Source organism: Bacteroides fluxus YIT 12057 (assembly GCF_000195635.1).
GTDB classification, from domain to species: Bacteria; Bacteroidota; Bacteroidia; order Bacteroidales; family Bacteroidaceae; genus Bacteroides; species Bacteroides fluxus.
This window is the reverse complement of the sequence record NZ_GL882619.1, coordinates 20,277-37,986: the sequence shown is the minus strand read 5'-3', so window position 1 is coordinate 37,986 and position 17,710 is coordinate 20,277. Positions and strand designations below refer to the sequence as shown.

At 45.5% G+C, this 17,710-nt stretch carries 12 protein-coding genes; 2 read left to right on the top strand and 10 right to left on the bottom strand.

The window, feature by feature from the left end:
* Positions 1 to 193: 193 nt before the first annotated feature.
* The 8 genes from HMPREF9446_RS04650 to HMPREF9446_RS04615 all read right to left on the bottom strand — a co-directional run bounded on the left by HMPREF9446_RS04650 (position 194) and on the right by HMPREF9446_RS04615 (position 12,534).
* Positions 194 to 1,105 (bottom strand): DMT family transporter, encoded by a 912-nt coding sequence (locus tag HMPREF9446_RS04650; protein WP_009124274.1) that lies wholly within the window; start codon positions 1,103 to 1,105, stop codon positions 194 to 196.
* Positions 1,106 to 1,161: 56 nt separating this feature from the next.
* Positions 1,162 to 1,935, bottom strand: a complete 774-nt coding sequence (locus tag HMPREF9446_RS04645) for a LytR/AlgR family response regulator transcription factor (RefSeq protein ID WP_009124273.1) — start codon at positions 1,933 to 1,935, stop codon at positions 1,162 to 1,164.
* On the bottom strand, positions 1,928 to 2,953 hold the full coding sequence (locus tag HMPREF9446_RS04640; protein WP_009124272.1) for a sensor histidine kinase: 1,026 nt from the start codon (positions 2,951 to 2,953) through the stop codon (positions 1,928 to 1,930). Before HMPREF9446_RS04640 ends, HMPREF9446_RS04645 begins: the two co-directional genes overlap by 8 nt.
* Positions 2,954 to 2,978: 25 nt before the next feature.
* Complete coding sequence (locus tag HMPREF9446_RS04635) at positions 2,979 to 4,268, bottom strand: TolC family protein (protein ID WP_039968589.1); 1,290 nt, start codon at positions 4,266 to 4,268, stop codon at positions 2,979 to 2,981.
* A 2-nt stretch (positions 4,269 to 4,270) separates the two neighbouring features.
* Positions 4,271 to 7,303 carry an efflux RND transporter permease subunit gene (locus HMPREF9446_RS04630; RefSeq protein WP_009124270.1) on the bottom strand — a complete coding sequence of 1,011 codons (3,033 nt, stop codon included), beginning with the start codon at positions 7,301 to 7,303 and terminating at the stop codon, positions 4,271 to 4,273.
* Positions 7,300 to 8,355, bottom strand: coding sequence for an efflux RND transporter periplasmic adaptor subunit (locus HMPREF9446_RS04625; RefSeq protein ID WP_009124269.1), 1,056 nt, complete (start codon positions 8,353 to 8,355; stop codon positions 7,300 to 7,302). The genes HMPREF9446_RS04630 and HMPREF9446_RS04625 overlap by 4 nt, the downstream gene beginning before the upstream one ends.
* 168 nt (positions 8,356 to 8,523) lie before the next feature.
* On the bottom strand, positions 8,524 to 11,646 hold the full coding sequence (locus HMPREF9446_RS04620; RefSeq protein ID WP_009124268.1) for an ATP-binding protein: 3,123 nt from the start codon (positions 11,644 to 11,646) through the stop codon (positions 8,524 to 8,526).
* Positions 11,647 to 11,823: 177 nt separating this feature from the next.
* A complete protein-coding gene (locus HMPREF9446_RS04615; RefSeq protein WP_009124266.1) occupies positions 11,824 to 12,534 on the bottom strand; it encodes a NigD1/NigD2 family lipoprotein in 711 nt (236 codons plus the stop codon).
* A 180-nt stretch (positions 12,535 to 12,714) separates the two neighbouring features.
* On the opposite strand from HMPREF9446_RS04615, the gene HMPREF9446_RS04610 reads away from it, so the two are divergent.
* Together HMPREF9446_RS04610 and HMPREF9446_RS04605 are read left to right on the top strand one after the other, a co-directional pair.
* On the top strand, positions 12,715 to 13,263 hold the full coding sequence (locus tag HMPREF9446_RS04610) for an RNA polymerase sigma factor (RefSeq protein ID WP_009124265.1): 549 nt from the start codon (positions 12,715 to 12,717) through the stop codon (positions 13,261 to 13,263).
* Positions 13,264 to 14,571 (top strand): porin family protein, encoded by a 1,308-nt coding sequence (locus HMPREF9446_RS04605; RefSeq protein ID WP_009124264.1) that lies wholly within the window; start codon positions 13,264 to 13,266, stop codon positions 14,569 to 14,571.
* Positions 14,572 to 14,592: 21 nt separating this feature from the next.
* Here the strand turns inward: HMPREF9446_RS04605 and pflA are convergent, their stop codons facing one another.
* Positions 14,593 to 15,318, bottom strand: a complete 726-nt coding sequence (gene pflA / locus HMPREF9446_RS04600) for a pyruvate formate-lyase-activating protein (protein WP_039968567.1) — start codon at positions 15,316 to 15,318, stop codon at positions 14,593 to 14,595.
* A 2-nt stretch (positions 15,319 to 15,320) separates the two neighbouring features.
* Positions 15,321 to 17,549 (bottom strand): formate C-acetyltransferase, encoded by a 2,229-nt coding sequence (gene pflB, locus HMPREF9446_RS04595; RefSeq protein WP_039968566.1) that lies wholly within the window; start codon positions 17,547 to 17,549, stop codon positions 15,321 to 15,323.
* Positions 17,550 to 17,710 lie beyond the last annotated feature (161 nt).

Sequence of the window (17,710 nt, the reverse complement as noted above, 5' to 3'; positions counted from 1 at the left end):
TATCTATAATAGACAAGTATCTATCTATAATAGAGAAATGGCAGCATACCTATAGAAAAGTTCTTCGGTACAGCTATAAAAGTTTGTAGGAGTTAGGAGAAATCTCTGTTCAAAGGTTGCGAATACATATCCGCAGCCTTTGAACATATATCCGCAGCTTGCGAATACATATTCGTAAGCTTAGAACAGAGTTTTATTTATTTTTGTGTATATGCTTTGCAATCTCCGGTCCTTTGAAGTAAATTACCAGTGAACTGACAATGACCAGCATGCCTGCCACTGTACTGAAAGTGGGGTATTCTCCCGCCAGCATGGTCCAACTTAACATAGCACCCAAAATAGGGTTGATGAGGCGGCACATATTGATGTCGCTGACTTTGGCTCCCTTGCTTTGCAATGCGATGAACCAGAAACTGAAAGCGAAAACGGAAATGAAGACAAGAATGCCGAGGCTGATGTAGAATCCTGCGGGCTTGCCGATGAAAGAATGGTAACCTTCCGTTCCCAATCCTACCAAGTAGATGAGCAGGCCACCGAAAAACATTTGTACGGCATTCAGAAAGATGGGGTTTACCTTGCCTTTGTCTTCGGACACGGAAATGGCGGAATATCCTTGGAAGATGATACTGAACAGCAGGAGTACAATGCCGGTAATTCCTTTCCAGTCCAAAGGCTCGCCGTCACTGCCCATTCCTACAATCAGCAGCAGACCGACGAGGCTGACTATGAGGCTGATAATTTTGTGTGCATTCAGTTTGTCATTGCTTGCCAGCAGATGGGCCAACAGTACGTTGATGAGAGGGGTCATTCCCATGATGATGGATGATATGGCGCCGCTTACAAAATCCACTCCGAAATAGAAAGCGGTATAGCCCATGAACATGTTGATGCAGATCAGGTTAAGAAAGAGCTTGCTGTGTTGCTTGATTTCCCGCCACATCCCTTTGTGCCAAGTGTAGGCGAACAGGATAATGCCGACACTGATAAATCGGATGCCCGCAAAATTCATCGGAGTGAAATCATAACTTAACCCTTGTTTGATAAACGGGTTGACAATAGCCCATAGGATAGAAGCCAGTATGGCGTATAAAAGTCCTTTTTTCATAATTCTTGAGAGTAGTTTTGCATAAATAAGTTGCAAAGATACGCCTTTCTCTTGAATTAGAAGTTAAGCCATTGCTTGAAAGCTGTAAGTTTTTCTTCGCTGATGGTTATTTTATTTTTGTAGGGAGGACGGACGGTGACTACGATTTTCCCGTTGAAATAAGGTTCGGCGTGGTCAATGGCGGTGATGCATACAATGACTTGCCGGTTGGCACGGAAGAAACGGTCCGGGTCGAGTTGCTCCATCAACCGGCTCAATGAAAGGTCGATGATGTGCTCTTGTCCGGTACGGGTAACGGCGAAAGTAACCTTGTTTTCCGAGTAGAAATAAGCTATGTCGTTTACTTGAAGTGACCAGAAACGATCTATGCCCGAGATGAGAAAACGGGTACGGTACCGTTTGTCGCGGGGTTGAAGGGCGTCGAGCAAAGTAGCCAGATAATCGTCCGGGAGAGGGCGTCCGCAGTCTTGCAAGGTCTCATATTTTAGAATAGCGTCCGAAAGCCGCTGCTCATCCACCGGTTTCAGAATATAGTCTATACTGTTCACCGTGAATGCACGGACTGCATACTGGTCATAGGCAGTGGTGAAAATAATGGCCGAAGATGGCTTTGCCGAAGACAGGAAATCGAACGAGTTACCGTCTGCCAATTGTATGTCCAAAAAAATGAGGTCGGGATGAGGATGGGAGGCAAACCAGGCTATGGCATCATCTACACTTCCGGGGAGAATGGTAATATTCCATTCAGGGCGGATACGGGAGACCATGGAGTGCAGCAGGCGGGCGGCGGGTACTTCGTCTTCAATTATGATTGCATTCTGTCTATTCATATAGCAAGGGTACTTTTACGGTAAATATTTCAGTGTGACGTTCAATGAGTATATCCCCGCCGGACATGAGTTGGCAACGTTTGGCAAGATTTTGCAGGCCCACTCCCGAAGAAGCGGTGGTTTTCTTGGGGTGTATGGGGTTGCTTACCTCCAGATACTCATTCTCTATCCGTATGGTGATGGTCATGGGCTTGCTTTGGGTGATGGAGTTGTGTTTGATGACATTCTCGACCAATAACTGTAGGGTGAGTGGTGGCAGCAGACTGTCTTTGCTGTCGGCAGGGATGTCATATTCACAATGGAGGCAGTTGCCCAGACGTACTTCGTGCAGGAAGAGATAAGAACGGGTAAATTCCAGTTCTTCACTCAACGTGACCAATGTCTTGCTCTGGCTTTGCAGGACATACCGGTAAACACTGGAAAGGTGTTTGGTGAAACTGACGGCGTTTCCGGGATTGTATTCTATTTCCGCAATCAGCGTGTTGAGGCTGTTGAACAGAAAATGCGGATTAAGTTGATTCTGTAAAGCTGTGTAGCGTGCGGTATCATTTTCAGCTTGTAATTTTGCTGTCTTTCTTTGTAGCCTCAAGGCATTCAGCATGGAACGGTTACTCAATACCAGTCCTAAAATAACCAGTTCGACGAGCCAGACTATTATGAGAAGCCGCCAGCCGCCACCGGCAAACGTGAAAGGGTTGGATGAACCTGCCAATATCTTGGCGGAGATCAGCAGTCCATAGTTCAGAAGCAGGTACAATGACATGACGGCTATGTAGATGGCCGGTATCTTCCAACGGTAACGCACGTTGACGGCATATTGGGTATTGATCCATGAGCTGATTCGGAGTGTGGTATAACCCAATACATTGAATGCCAGAATGAAGAATACAAATGCTCCCCGGGAGTATAACGCGTCAGCTATGCGGGGCGTTAAATCTGTATAGTTCACCAACAGGAGGTAGGAGAACGCTCCCAGTCCGGAGAACAGCAGGCAATATATCAGGTGATTCCATCTCATGAGGGCAAAGTTAATAAAATATCATTCAGTATTTATGCAATGCTTTGATCAATTCGGAATAATGTCCTTGTGCCGAGACTTTGGCCTGGACATAGTTTATCTGCGAACTTTGGCGATAGTTTTGCGCTTCAATGACTTCTACAATGGATATTTTTCCTTCTTCATAACGTTCGAGTGCCTTGCGTTCGTTTTCACGGGCCTTTTCCAGGGAGTTGCCGGTCAAACAGACTTGTTGCATGGACTGTGCCAGAGAGGTCTTGGCGGTTTGTACTTCCAGTTTTATATTATCCGTTACTTTGTTCAGGTAGTCATTTGCCATGCCTATTTTCCAGGTGGAGGCACGCTTTTCGTTGCGACGTTTACCCCATTCAAAAATGGGGACAGACAACTTGGCGTAAACGGCATAGTTGGGATCCATGTCTGTACGAAAGTCATAACCGGGAGAAGAATAACTGCCGTCTATACCTATGTATAACTGTGGCTTGTATTTGGAATCGTTCAATCGTGAAGTACTTTCGGCCATTTTTATCCGGTCATGCGCTATCATGAGTTCCGGGCGGTTGCTGCCGTTATGCAACAGCAGGGTGTCGGGGAGCGTTACAGACGGAATTGTGTCTTCTATTGGGGTTTCGGCCTTCAAATCGGCTCCAATCAGAGAGTTTAGAGCCATGCGTCCTGTGTCGAAGTTGTTTTGTGCCTGGAGTAACTGATATTCGGCTTCGTTCAATTTGACCTCTGCCATAAGGAGGTCTTGCGGATCAACAAGCCCTACATCGACACGTTCACGGATCGTTTGTACCAGATCTGCTATGGAATTACGGTAGTCGGTGGCCACTTGCACCAGTTCGGCCCGTGCTACTGTGTTCCAATATTGGATATCGGTCTGATAGCAGACCGAAGACAGAAGCAGTTCGGCTTGATGAGTCGTTAAGGACTGCTGATGTTTTGCCAGGCGGATACTTTCGAGGATACGTCCGCCGGTATAGATAGGCTGCAACAGGCTGAGGGAAGCTCCATATTTCATGTCGCGTCCTTCAAAAGAAAGAGGGGTGTCCATTCCCGGCAATTGGGCGGTAAGTTCCAGAGGATTTCCTGTATATTGGAAGTCGGCGTTACCGGACAGCTTGGGCTTGAGGTCAGCGCGGGCGGATTTTACCAGCTCGATGCTGGAGGCGATGTTTTTATCCGCCGCATGCAGGTCATGGTTATATTCCAGAGCCATGGACCTGTACTTCTCCAATAGTGGACTTTGTTGGGAGAATGCGGGCGGAGTGCATACTATGCAAATAAACACACAAGAATATAGGGCTTTCATACTCATTTGATTTTTACTTTATAGAACAATACATACAATGCCGGGGTCACGAACAATGTGAGCAGGGTGGCAAAAGTCAATCCGAAAATAATGGTGGCTGCCATACCGCCGAAAGCTATGTCAAACAGCAAGGGAATCATTCCGAGAATGGTCGTGGTAGCTGCCATCAGTACAGGACGGGTTCTGGAAACGGTTGCCTCGACCACTGCCGTATAAGGAAGGACTCCGCTCCGACGCTGTACATTGATTTCATCTATCAGCACGATGACGTTTTTAATGATCATTCCCAATAACCCCAGCCATCCGGCAATGGGGAAGAAACCGAAGTCAAAACCGGTAAGCAACATGCCTATGGCAACCCCGATAAGTGACAGTGGAAGCACACAGAGAATGATAATCGGCTGGCGGAAATTACCGAACAAGGCTACCAATATCACAATCAGCATCAGGAATGCCAACGGGAAAAATTTGGTGATGGCTTGTACCGCTTCTTTCTGATCCTTGAACTGGGAGTCCCAAAAGAAAGTATATCCTTCGGGCAGGCGGATGCTTTCTATCTCTTTGCGTATTTCTCCATGTACTTCTGCCATAGTATATTCCGGTTTTACGCCGCACATGGCCGCCATGGATAGCTGGCGGTTATAAGTGCGTATCTGTGGAAACTCCCAGGACGTTTCTATGCGCTCCGTAACTTGTGACAGTGGTGCGGAGCGTTCTCCGTTCCATACGTGGAAACTGCCGAGCGACTGTGCGTCTGTGATGTTGTAGTTTGCCGATTTCAGTAAAACAGGCACTTTCTTTTCATCATCTCTGTAAATGCCCACCGGAGTACCGTCGCTGATGGATTTGACAGATTGCATCATCTGTGCTTTGGTGATACCCAGTTCTCCCGCTTTTACAGGGTCGTAAACCGGGCGGAGCATCAGAGACATATTTCCCCATTCGTTGCGTGCGTCGGCGACTTTTGGGTTGCGGCGCATGATTTTAATGGCTTCTCCGACAAGTGAATCCAGAATAGCGGGATCGGGGCCTAAAAAGCGCGCTTCTATAACAGCTTCCGTAAGTGGGCTTAGTTCAAACTTGTTGACTTTGATAAGCGGTTCCGGAAATTTCAGCCGGATGGAGTCCTGCAGTAAGGCGTTCAGCCGGCGGGATTCCTTGGAAGTGTGGCATTTTACCAATAGTTGGGCATAGTTGCTTTGGGGGCCGAAGGCTACATTGGACAGATAATAGCGGGGTGGGGTACGGCCTATGTAAGTGGATACCATTTCTGTTTCTTCGTGTCGTTTAATGTAGTCTGCCATCTTTTCCGCCAGATGATCTGTTTCATTGATATTGGTACCTTCGGGCAGCCATATGTCCAGGGTGAAATATTGCTTGTCAAGTGAGGGCACAAATACTTTCGGGATAAACTTGAAGCTCCAGGCCGAGAGGATCAATAAGATGACCAGACTGCCGATAGTCAGGTAACGGTGCTTTATAACCCCATGTAGGGACTGACGGAAAAGACTATAATATTTTCCGTCGAACAGGTCGTTCGGCAATTCTTCCGGTCGCGGACGGCGTACAAACTCTTGGATAAAGAAGGGGGTCTGTGTCAATGCGAACACCCAGCTGAACATAAGGGATACACCTATGACTACTACCAAAGAAGACAATAACTCTCCGGTAATGTGCGGTGAATAATAAATGGGCAGAAAGGTCAGGATGGCAATGACTGTGGCGGCCAGTAAAGGCAGGGCGGTAGAAGAACAGGCACGCATGATGGCTACGCGCTTGCGCATGCCGCGTTGCATATTTATCAGTGCTGAGTCTGACACCACGATGGCATTGTCCACGAGCATTCCCATGGCAATGATGATGGCTGCCAGAGACATGCGCTGCAAGGCTATGTCGGTGGCGAGCATGACGATAAGTGTGGCGAAAATGGAAAATACCAGTCCGCTGCCGATGAGTAAGCCGTTTTTGAAACCGATAAAGAAGAGCAGGATGGCAACTACTGTAAGTACGGAGATAATCAGGTTCAAAATAAAGCCTTGATTGGCTATTGCCGATTCATAACCTTGGTCGTAGATGCTTGTCAGCTCAAACCCCTGGGGGATGGTTTCGGAAAGCTGGTCCACTTTTTCTTTTACAGCCTTTGCCATGTCAACGACGTTTCCTGTAGGAACGGTGGAAATGGCAATGCCTACCGCCTGTTGTCCGTTGATACGCATCAGGTTGCTGGCAGGTGATTGGTAGCTTTCTTCTATCCGGGCTATATCTGCCAAGCGGAAATGTTCGCCGCTGCGCGATACGATGGTGAGATTGCGTATATCGTCCAAGGAGTAGAAATTTCCGGTGGACTCGATACGGATGCGGTTGCTTCCTGCATCAATCCCTCCCGCATCCACTATTTTATTTTGTGCTTCAAAAGCGTGGGCGATGTCAGCCGTTGTGATTCCGCTGCGTGCCATAACCGATGGGCTGACAGAGACGTCGATGGTAGGAGTCTGGGTGCCGTAAATTTCCACTTTGGCTACGTCTTTTATTTTCAGGAACTCATTTTTGATGAGCTTGGCTTCATCTTCCAGTTCACGGTAAGTATGCCCTTCGCCTGTAAGTCCATAGAATACGCCCAATACATCTCCGAAATCATCATTTACTACAGAAGGGCCTGCACCGGCAGGCAGTTTTCCTTGTACGTCGTTCACCTTGCGGCGGAGCTTGTCCCAAAGCTGTTGCATTTCGTCTGCACGTATTTCCTTTTTTACATAAACAGTGATTTTGGACAAGCCGGCACGGTTCTCCGTTTTCAGGTAATAAAGTTCTCCGAGCGACTGGATAGATTCTTCCAGTATATCAGTGACCTGGGACTGTACCTCTGATGGGGAGGCGCCCGGATAGGGAGTCAGTACCATTGCTTGTTTGATGGTGAAAGGGGCGTCTTCCAACTTGCCCATTTTGATATAGGCCAACAAACCGCCCGCCAGCACTAATGCCAGCAGTAACAAGGTGACTGCTTTTTTCTGCAAAAAGAATTTTACCAGTTTCATGATTGTTTTGTCTTAGAGGTAGTGGTTACTTTCATTCCGTCGGACAGGAAACGGAGTTTGCTGACAGCTACAGTTTCGCCTGCCTTTAAGCCTTGGCTGATTTCGGCACGACCGTCGGGTAACAGCTTGGCGATTGTCACTTTCCTCCGGTTCACGACCTGTGTTTCCGGATTGACGGTCCATACATAGTCTCCTTCCACAGGACGGTGGCAGAGCGCTGTCTGGGGGATGCAGACTCCGGACAGGCTCTCTGCTTGGCAGATGTCCAGTATCGCTTTACCGGACATGCCCGCCAAGAGTCCACCGTCTTGATTGGAAAGGAATGCTGTCAGTAAGTATGAGAGATTGTTGCGGGTAGTTCCTTTGGACACTTCGGCTATTTTGGCTTTGAAGTTTTTATCGGGTATGGCATCGAAACGCAAAAGGATGCTGTCCATATTCTGTGCGGCATAAGCTATGTCCTGTGTGACGAAAATCTCTATTTTGAGCTGATGTATATCAATGAGCGAGAGAACCGGCTGGGTTGCTTTTACATCCTGGTATTTTTCGATATAGACTTCACCCACATATCCGGTAAAGGGAGCTGTCAGACGTGTATCTTTTAACTCATTACTTGCTGTTTCAAAAGCCGTTTTTGCCGAAATATAGTCGGCCTTTGCCTTTTCGTAGGCACTTGCCGAAATGTTTTCCTTTTGATACAGCACCTCGATACGCTCGAATTCTGCCTTGGATTGACGGTATATCGCTTCGGTACGTTCCTTACGAATCCGGAAGTCTCTCGGGTCTATCTCGGCGATGAGGCTGCCTTGTCTGTATTGGTTACCGGCATAGACATCAAAAAGATTGATGGGGCCGCCGACTCTGAATGACAGTTCCGAGGTGCGGAAAGGTTGGGATATAAAAGGAAACTCTTTGTTGTTCTGTTGGGAGAGGGTGGTTGCATCTGCGGTATAAACTAACAGATCTTGTTCTTTTTTCAGTTCTTTGCCTCCGCATGCTGCCAGCAGGAAGGAAAGGGCGGACAATAGGATGGATCGTGCTTTTGTTTTCATATTTCTTTTTACTTTTCGCCAAAAGTAGGACGGTTTCCTGTGATTTGCGGGGAAGTTTTTGCCGAGACCGGAAAACAGGACTCCTAAATCGGATAAAAGAGATATGAAATACAATCTGTCTCCGGATACTTTGGAATGGAGACAGATTGCAGCAAAGAGAAAGGCAAGTTACATAAACATGATATGTTGTTTTAATATAGAGGTTATTTGCCCTTTTAATTGGTTGGCATTGATGGGTTTTGACATATAGGCATCGAATCCGCTTTCCATGACTTTCTGTTCATCGGAGGCATAGGCAAATGCTGTTATCGCTATGATGGGGAGTCGGGTAGAAAACTTGCGTATCTCCTTGGTTGCTTCATATCCGTCCATAACCGGCATGTTGATATCCATCAGGATGAGTTGCGGAGAATACGTCTTGAACATGGCTACAGCTTCTGCCCCGTTCCATGCGTGGATCAAATTATAGTCTTTCTTTAAAATAGATTCGATGAGACGATAATTGCTGTCGTGGTCTTCAGCCACAAGGATAGTGATTTTTTGTTTTTTGATTTTGATAGGTTCTGATTTTATCTCCTGTTGCTGCACATTAGTTGCAGGGACATAGGGGAGGGTAAACCAGAAAGTGGAACCTTTACCGATAGCGGAATCTAAACCTATCTCGCCTCCCATGTGTTGGACTAGTGTCCGGCAGATAGAAAGTCCCAAGCCTGTACCTTGTGCAAAATTATTGAGTTTGACGAAACGGCCGAATATCTCTTCCTTTTTGTCTTTTGGGATGCCGCAGCCAGTATCGCTGACGTAAAAATACAATATTTTATTACGCTTTTCATAACCAAACCGTATACTGCCTGCATCGGTGAATTTAATGGCATTGGTTACCAGATTGATGATGATCTGTGAGAGCCGGTTGTGCTCTGCGTGAATGTAACATACAGGTAATTGAGGTTCAAAGGTCAGGCTGATGTTTTTATTCGGTGGCAACTTCAGGCGGAGAGAACTTTCAAGTTCTGCCATGATTTTGTTTAACTCAAAATCCGAATAGATAAATTCCATGGTTCCTGCTTCGATTTTTGAGAGGTCAAGAATGTCACTGATCAGCTGTAATAGCAATGCGTTATTGTTTTCGATGATACTGACGTATTCCTGTTTTTCTTTCTCTTCTTCGATGGAAGCCAGAATCCCGGAGAAGCCGACAATGGCATTCAGTGGAGTGCGGATTTCGTGGCTCATATTGGCGAGGAAGGCAGATTTCAGACGGTTGGATTCTTCTGCCCGGTTTTTAGCGGATATTAAGTCGTCTTCCATCTTTTTCCGTTCTGTGATGACCAGGGAAGAACCGACCAATGTCTGAGGGTTTCCTTGGTCGTCATAGCTTTCTATACCAGCTTGGGCTTCAACCCAGTCAATGTGTTTATGCCCGTTTATATGGTTGAGGATACGATACTCTTCCTTTACCTTTTGGGTGCGTCCTGCAATCAAGTTGGCATAGGCCTCTTTTACTTTGGGAAGATCTTCTTTGTGGATTTTGGCAAAATATTCATTGTCGGGTACAGATAGTTGTTCTTCGGTAATCTCTTCGTGATGGGTACTTAGTTCGATAGGTTTGTTTACATCGCAAAGTATCGTATGACTCTGTAAATCCCATTTCCAAGGGACTATGTTTGCTATGTCGAGTGCCATGGATAGCTTATGGTTGATAGAGCGCAATTGCTCTTGTACGTGGTGCAATTCTGTACTGTCTATGCAGAATACATCCATGTATTGTTCGTTACCGTTGAGATTGACCACGATGTCATAGAAAGTATCTACCGTTTTATGATAATAAGAAAAAGTGACAGAACGCTTTTCTGTCATGGCTATGTTCATGAAATGCAGGAATTGCGGCATGGATTTAGGAAATATTTCATTTCCTGTTTTTCCTATGATATCACTCTTTTTGCAGAATCTTTCTTCAAGATGTCTGTTTACATCAACAATTTTAACTCCGATAATCTTGCCGCTTGCATCTTTCTCAAGTTCTTCCAACAGATAAAGAATAGGCATGTTGTTGATAAGATTATAATATTTACCAATGGTTGCCAATTCATTCTGCTGGATACGTTTCATCTTTTCGAGAACGCGTACACGATGATATTGAAAGGCTAATAGTGATAAGAAAATAAAGCTGGCGCATCCTATGATTGTATATTCATATTGCTCCCAAAAAGAGGGAGGGTCATTATAGAATATAGTGCCTCTTGGGCAGCGTTTAGGATCAAGGTTCCGTTGAAGCAGAGATTGGTAATTAAAGACGGGACAGGCATTTTCTGCCCGGTAAATAGGTATGTTACGGGCCGGTTTTCCGTCCAGAATTTCTTTGATCGTATTCAAAAGGTGGGTTATGATTTTTTTTTCATTATAGATATATCCGCCGACAATTCCTCCTTCTTCCTGGACTCCAATAGTCCTAAGTGAAAAAAGGGGAACAGATGACGTGGCGATAATTCGGTATGAATTTGTGGTCATGATAGCATTTCCTTCATAATCTTCCTTGCGTAGCCAAGAGGAAAATAGAAAACCGGTAGTCTGTGGATCTTGTTGGCTTAGTATTGTGAAAAGGCTGTCTGAAGAGGTGCTTTCTGCGGAAATGAATTCATATTCCATCTCAGGATGCTTCGTGCGCATGATTTTGGACAAGTCATGATTGTTCTGTTGGCAAGTGTAGGTACCGTCACCTATATAAATGACCTTATTCATTTTAGGTATGAGTTGTTGCATCAGTTGTAGATTTTCTTTCATATAGTTCGGAGCATGCAACAGGGTTAAGTTAAATCTGTTTTGTAGCTGGCTGATAGGGATGTGTTGTTCCGGAGACAGGGCATGGGATTGTGCGATAAGATTTTCAGGACCGGTATAATCATGCTCTCCGCATAATAGCATGGGGATGCCTGGCCATTTTTGGTCAATGTCATCGCATAAGATAAAGCTTGCGCTTCCTATAAATATCACAAGTTTTGGAGTACGGAAAGAAAGCTCTTTGAGTATGTTTTCTTCGAAAGCCTTCAAGTTGTTAGGGCTTTTTAGGGTAAGCATCTTTAAATGAGCTGCGTATATTCCAATCTTATTGTTTTGAGAGGCCATGCGAATAATAGGATTGATAAAACTATTGCTCCAAGGGTTGGAGTCGGCATAGGTGTTGATAATAAGGATATAATCGATATTCTTGGTGTTTGTATTACTGCCAGTAAGAAAACAAGTTTGCGCCAGTAAACAAATGGTTAGTATAGTTATTTTGAGTATGTTTTTCATGTTTTTGCTCTATTGTTTGTTTGCCAGATATTGAGCAAATATAGAAATAATATATTGAATGGACAAAGATAAAGGAAGAAGTCGTTTGAAATGAGGCTACAATAATATGGGATGACATATTCGCTATGCCATCCCATATATTCCCTATTGAGATGCTGAAATTTAAATTTGGAGGAATTATTCCTCTTTTTCCTTGAAATCAAGGGTGATATGTTTCACCCCATCGTAAATGCTCCTGACACGGATATTCAATCCTTTTTTACCTTCCAATAAATCGGCTATGTTGTTCAATCTGAAAGACGCCAGTCCGGTACCCAATACTTCCGGATTGTCGTTGTAGGCATTATGACGGAATTCCAGGTTAAGATAGTCCGGTTTGTCATTCTCGTCGGCAGGTTCTTCGTTTATTACCAGATTCAGCATGTGCAGTTTTTCCTTATTGTTACCATGGTAAATTTGGTATTTGATGTTCAAGAAGTCTCCTGTAATCCATAAAGGTTCTATGATATTGATACGGTCATCGCCTATACTGTCTTCCTTGTCGGCAGGCATGGAATAGATGTCTTTAGTCAGGATATTTTCTATATGCTTAATCTGGGCATTGTATTCATATCCTTCTTTTTTTTCACTTAACTCGTCGAAATAGACAAATGCACGCTGTCCGTCAACGACTGTATAATTGTAAAGGGCGGTCGTGTCACCCGGGTAGAGCTTGCTGCCTTCGTCTAGCGTAAAATAATAATCATTTTCCTCTATTACCTTTATGGTACCTATGGCAAACAAGGACGGATATTGGTTGTCCCAATCATTGTCCAGGCAGGATTGCAACATTGGCATAGCGATAAATAAAAGCATGAAAGCCGTGAATATCGTTCTCTGTTTCTTCATAAGTGGTAGGTTTTATTCTTTTTTAGTTTAATTCCATTCTGCGTATTTGAAAAATGCAGGTGAGAACTAAATACTGCGCAGAAGACTGTTAAAGAAATAAAAGTATGATTTTCTTCTCTGACTGATGCAGTATTTTTGTAGCCATTGTATTTATAAGGTAAACACGTGTTAATAGGAAGAATGGAAGAATTGGAATTGGCAGAACGGTGCAGGCAGGGAGATAATCTTGCTCGCAAGGAGCTGTATGAGCGCTATGCGGGACGCATGCTCAGCGTTTGCCTACGTTATGCCGGTGACAGGGAGATTGCACAGGATCTGATGCATGACGGTTTCTTGAAACTGTTCGATTCTTTTGATAAATTTACGTGGCGGGGCGAGGGTTCTTTGCGTGCGTGGATGGAACGTGTGATGGTAAATACGGTGCTGCAATTTTTGCGGAAAAATGATGTAATGTCCCAGTCGTCTACATTGGATAATGCGCCTGAGGCGTATGAAGATCCGGAAGCTTCGATTGTGGATGTCATTCCCCAAAAAGTACTGATGCAGTTTATCAGTGAACTGCCTGCCGGTTACCGTACCGTGTTCAATTTATATGTTTTTGAAGAAAAGCCCCATAAAGAGATAGCCCAGATGTTGGGCATTAATGAAAAATCATCAGCCTCGCAGCTAACGCGTGCCAAGGCGGCTTTAGCCACGAAAGTACGCGAGTGGATGAAAAAAAATACATAAATGAAAGAACGTATGGAAGATGAATTGTGGATGAAAAAGATAAAGGAGCGGTTGGAAGATTATTCTGAACCGATACCCGCTTCCGGTTGGGAGCGGTTGGAGAAGGAACTGTCCGTTTCCACACCTCCAGTTATCGGAAAACAGAAGTTCATTCCTTTCCGCCGTTGGGCTACAGCTGCGGCTGCTGTATTGTTGGTAGCTGTATCATCCGTCAGTTTGTGGCTGTTGCAAAGTCCGATAGGGGATGAAGTGCGCCGTGCCAATATGCCTGCTTTGGCTGTGGCTCCGGATATTTTGCCCGAACGGACGGCCCCTTCGGCACAGACAGATGCAACTAAACCTGTTTATGAAGCACGTAATAGTTCATCAATGGCTCCTGCCCCGACTCATTCACTGGTTGCACAGCATATTGAACCTTTAACCGGACAAGAGGAGGAATTGGTGTCTTCTGGAACACCGGTTGAGGTAGTGGATGATTCCGGTAACGAAACTCCGGTTGTTACGGCAAATACAGAGGCAAAGGAGGTTGAAGAACCGGAAAACAGGCAAATGGAACGTCGGCGTCCGTCCGGGAAAGATAAGTTGCAACTTCCTGTTGAGCGTAAATCCTCTTCCAGGTCGAACGGATGGTCTGTAGGATTGGGAATCGGAAATACAGGCGGTTTGGGCAATGTATTGGGAAATGGCGGTGACCAGTACGGACCTGCGTATGATTATGGCGTGAATTCCGGAAAACTTGATTTTATGGCTATGGGTAACGGTATTGTTTCTATTCCCGAAGGCCAGGAAGTATTCTTTAAAGACGGCTTGCCATATTTGCGTAAGCGCGAGAGAAGCATAGAATCCATTGATCATAAGCAACCTTTGAGTTTCGGGCTTTCTGTACGAAAGAATCTGGCAAAAGGATTCTCGGTAGAAACAGGTTTGACTTATACCTATCTTGCTTCGGATGTGAAGTTTGATGACAGTTCGGAAAAGTTGAGCCAGAAGTTGCACTATATAGGTATCCCTGTACGTGCCAACTGGAATTTTGTAGATAAGAAATCTTTCACGATGTATGTTTCGGCAGGCGGTGCTGTAGAGAAGTGTGTGTACGGGAAGATTGGGAGTGAGAACGAAACGGTGAAGCCTTTACAGTTATCGGTAATGGGTGCCGTGGGAGCGCAGTATAACGTAAGCGATAAGGTTGGATTGTATGTAGAGCCGGGAGTTTCTTATTTCTTTGACGATGGTTCTGACGTGCAGACCATACGTAAGGAAAATCCTTGTAACTTTACATTGCAGGCGGGAATCCGCCTGACTTATTGATGCACGGGATTTGAGCGTTGCTCAGTTCACCACTACATTTGAAAAATATTCCCGGAACAGGTTCTCGGCATGTGACAGTTGTTCGGAAGTATTTTCTTTCACATCTTTCAGTTTGTAGTCCCAGCCCATGGCTTCATACTTATGTACGCCCAAGCGATGGTATGGAAGTATCTCTACCCGTTGGATGTTCTTGAATTTGCCGAGGCTTTTACCGAGGTCGCGTATATCTTTTTCTGCATCACTATATCCAGGAACCAATACGTAACGTAACCAGAATGGATGTCCCTGTTCTTCCAGCCAGGAGGCAGTATGCAAGGTTTGTTCATTGCCGCGTCCTGTCAGTATGCGGTGGCGTTCCGGATTGAATTGCTTGATATCGAGCAGTACTAAGTCTGTCAGACTGAATAATTCTTCTACTTTATCGTTCCATATTCCTCCGTTACTGTCCAGGCAGATGTGGATGCCATTTGCTTTCAGCTCTTTAAATAGGGGAATTAAGGCTTCTGCCTGTAAAGTGGGCTCTCCACCGGAAAAGGTGATTCCTCCTTTCTTGCCGAAAAAGGCTTTCTGGCTGATCGCCATCTGCAAAATTTCATCCGGAGAGGTGGGAATACCGCCTTTTACGTCTATTGTATCCGGATTGGCGCAATAGAGACAGCGGAAAGGGCATCCTTGAAGGAAAACGACGAGCCGGAGACCCGGCCCGTCGAATGTTCCCATACTTTCATAAGAGTGTACGTTTATCATAATTACATTCTTTCGTGGAATGAGCGACTGATGACTTCTAACTGATGCTCACGGCTCAACTTCACAAAGTTTACGGCATAACCGGAAACACGGATCGTGAGCTGCGGATATTTTTCGGGATGTTCCATGGCATCTTCCAGCATTTCACGATTCAGTACATTTACGTTCAGATGGTGTGCACCTTTAGTAAAGTAACCGTCCATCATGGTCACCAGGTTTTCTACCCGCTCTTCGGGTGTGGGACCCAATGACTTGGGAACGATGGAGAACGTGTTGCTGATACCATCCTGTGAGTCACGGTAGCGTAATTTGGCAACAGAACTCAAGGAAGCGATGGCACCATTCTTGTCACGTCCATGCATCGGGTTGGCACCCGGAGCAAAAGCTACTCCTTTGGCGCGTCCGTCCGGAGTGGCACCGGTCTTCTTGCCGTACATCACATTGGAGGTGATGGTCAGCAAGGAGAGGGTAGGCCGTGCATTCTTGTAAACGGGCAGTTTCTTCAATTCTTCGCTGAAGTAATACACCAAATCCACTCCAAGGTGATCCACACGGTCATCGTTGTTGCCAAAGCAGGGGAAAGAGCCTTCAATATCAAAGCCTTCTGTCAGCCCAATGTCATTGCGACGGGCAGTTACTTTGGCATTCTTGATGGCAGAGAGGGAGTCGATGGCAATGGAAAGTCCGGCAACACCGTATGCCAGGTTGATGCGGGGATCAGTATCAATGAATGCCATCTGGGCCTTTTCATAGTAATACTTGTCGTGCATGTAGTGGATGATGTTCATTGCTTCGTTATAGACACGGGCAATTTCAGTCAGCACTTTCTTATAGTTGACCATTACTTCTTCGAAGTTCAGAGTGTCACTGGTTAACACAGGAATACCCTTTACCATTACAGTTCCGGTATTTTCGCAGCGTCCACCGTTGATGGCGAGCAACAATGCCTTGGCAAGGTTGGCGCGTGCTCCGAAGAATTGGATTTGCTTGCCGATGGCTTGGTAGGATACGCAGCAGGCAATGCCATAATCGTCACAGTTACGCACTTCGCGCATCAGATTGTCATTTTCATATTGGATGGAACTAGTGTCTACCGATACTTGCGCGCAGAAATCCTTGAAACCTTCAGGCAGTTCGGGACTCCACAGTACCGTCATGTTAGGTTCGGGAGAGGGGCCGAGGTTGTACAGGGTTTGCAGGAAGCGGAAAGAAGTCTTTGTTACTTTTACGCGTCCGTCGTTGAAGCGGCCTCCGATAGATTCGGTCACCCACGTGGGGTCTCCGGCAAAAATATCGTTGTATGACTGCATGCGCAGGTGGCGGACCATGCGTAATTTGATAACAAACTGGTCGATCAGCTCCTGTGCAAAGGTTTCGTCAATATTGCCGTGAGCCAGATCGTATTCGATATAAATGTCAAGGAAGGAGGATACATTTCCCAATGACATGGCTGCGCCGTCCTGCTCTTTGACAGCAGCCAGGTATGCCATATATACCCATTGTACGGCTTCCTGTGCCGATGTAGCCGGACGACTGAGGTCGAGTCCGTAGTATTCACCCATCACCTTGATGTCTTTTAAAGCTTTAATCTGCTCTGCCACTTCTTCACGCAAGCGGATGCGCGCTTCTGTCATCGGGCCTGTAAGATTGTGCAAGTCCTCTTTTTTGGCTTCAATCAGACGGTCTATGCCATAGAGGGCCAGACGGCGGTAGTCGCCGATGATACGTCCACGGGCATAATTATCCGGCAGACCGGTAAGGAAGCCCAATGAACGGAAGGAACGGATTTCTTCTGTATATACATCGAATACACCGTCATTGTGGGTCTTGCGATAGTGGGTGAAGATATCTTTTACCTTTTCATCCACTTCGATTCCGTTTTCGCGGCATGCTTTGGCTACTACATTGATGCCGCCGAAGGGTTTGATGGCACGTTTCAATAATTCGTCTGTCTGCAGTCCGACGATAAGCTCGTTTTCTTTGTCAATATAGCCTGCTTTATGTGATGTAATGGTGGACACTGTTACGTTATCCAATGCACGGACGCCATTATTGTTTCTTTCTTCTTCAAGTGCTTTCAGGCAAAGGTCCCAGATTCGTTTGGTGCGCTCGGTAGGTCCTTGCAGGAAAGAAGCGTCACCGGTATAGGGTGTGATGTTTTTACTGACGAAATCACTGACATTGATTTCTTTGCTCCAAAGCCCGTCTATAAAGGTTTTGTTCAATTCCATAAAATTCATTTTGTTAAGTGGGTTATCTAATGTTATCCTTTAGAGCGTGCAAAAATACTGAATAAATTCCGTAATTTTATAAGAGAGATTCCCCTTTTTATGTTGAACAGCATAAAATAACTATTATTAGGTAGTGAATGTCCGGGGTAGTAGAGATGTCA

Bases quoted from the DNA above. Each gene is read 5' to 3' on its own strand.
- HMPREF9446_RS04650 (WP_009124274.1), bottom strand. From the start codon at position 1,105: ATGAAAAAAGGACTTTTATACGCCATACTGGCTTCTATCCTATGGGCT.
- HMPREF9446_RS04645 (WP_009124273.1), bottom strand. From the start codon at position 1,935: ATGAATAGACAGAATGCAATCATAATTGAAGACGAAGTACCCGCCGCC.
- HMPREF9446_RS04640 (WP_009124272.1), bottom strand. From the start codon at position 2,953: ATGAGATGGAATCACCTGATATATTGCCTGCTGTTCTCCGGACTGGGA.
- HMPREF9446_RS04635 (WP_039968589.1), bottom strand. From the start codon at position 4,268: ATGAAAGCCCTATATTCTTGTGTGTTTATTTGCATAGTATGCACTCCG.
- HMPREF9446_RS04630 (WP_009124270.1), bottom strand. From the start codon at position 7,303: ATGAAACTGGTAAAATTCTTTTTGCAGAAAAAAGCAGTCACCTTGTTA.
- HMPREF9446_RS04625 (WP_009124269.1), bottom strand. From the start codon at position 8,355: ATGAAAACAAAAGCACGATCCATCCTATTGTCCGCCCTTTCCTTCCTG.
- HMPREF9446_RS04620 (WP_009124268.1), bottom strand. From the start codon at position 11,646: ATGAAAAACATACTCAAAATAACTATACTAACCATTTGTTTACTGGCG.
- HMPREF9446_RS04615 (WP_009124266.1), bottom strand. From the start codon at position 12,534: ATGAAGAAACAGAGAACGATATTCACGGCTTTCATGCTTTTATTTATC.
- HMPREF9446_RS04610 (WP_009124265.1), top strand. From the start codon at position 12,715: ATGGAAGAATTGGAATTGGCAGAACGGTGCAGGCAGGGAGATAATCTT.
- HMPREF9446_RS04605 (WP_009124264.1), top strand. From the start codon at position 13,264: ATGAAAGAACGTATGGAAGATGAATTGTGGATGAAAAAGATAAAGGAG.
- pflA (WP_039968567.1), bottom strand. From the start codon at position 15,318: ATGATAAACGTACACTCTTATGAAAGTATGGGAACATTCGACGGGCCG.
- pflB (WP_039968566.1), bottom strand. From the start codon at position 17,549: ATGGAATTGAACAAAACCTTTATAGACGGGCTTTGGAGCAAAGAAATC.